The sequence below is a fragment of the Tamlana crocina genome, assembly GCF_012037625.1.
In genome coordinates this window covers 1-470 of sequence record NZ_JAAVJS010000210.1, presented here as the reverse complement: position 1 = coordinate 470, position 470 = coordinate 1, and the positions used below count along the sequence as shown (strand labels likewise).

The 470-nt window shown below is 40.9% G+C and carries 1 protein-coding gene; it reads left to right on the top strand.

Annotated features, from left to right (window positions below; all coding sequences use genetic code 11):
* Window positions 1-470 (top strand): tyrosine/phenylalanine carboxypeptidase domain-containing protein (locus tag HC176_RS16360; RefSeq protein WP_167920065.1); only part of this gene is annotated, 470 nt, incomplete at both ends.

Here is a 470-nt window from a genome sequence, read left to right as displayed (position 1 = left end):
AAAAAGTTATCAGGCCTTAGGTCAAAAAAGTCTGCAGGAAAATGTTCTGGAAATCGACCGGCAATTGAGTGAAATTGAAACTTCCTATCAATTCCTGTGGCTGGTTTCGCCTGCGAATATAAGGCAGATCAAAGAAACCTTTTTTGAATCCAATTATGAACAGGTCCTCAACTACCACTACCGCTTACTTCCCTTTGACCCCGATGTTCTAAAAAGGAAATTATACAACCTAAAAATGGAAGATATTGACGATCCTGCTCTGTCACATATCTTCAGGGAAAAACGGGAAGAGCTGGACCTGCAGATCAGCATGCTTACAGACAGAGGAAGTAAGGAATTCTTCTACAACAGTATGATGTTGTATGGTGATATAGATTCCCATCTGCAAAAGGAAGCCGAAAATCTTTTAAGAGAGGTGGATGAGGTAGAACAGGTGGAGTTCGACAGCATCATGAAAGCCGATGATTTTA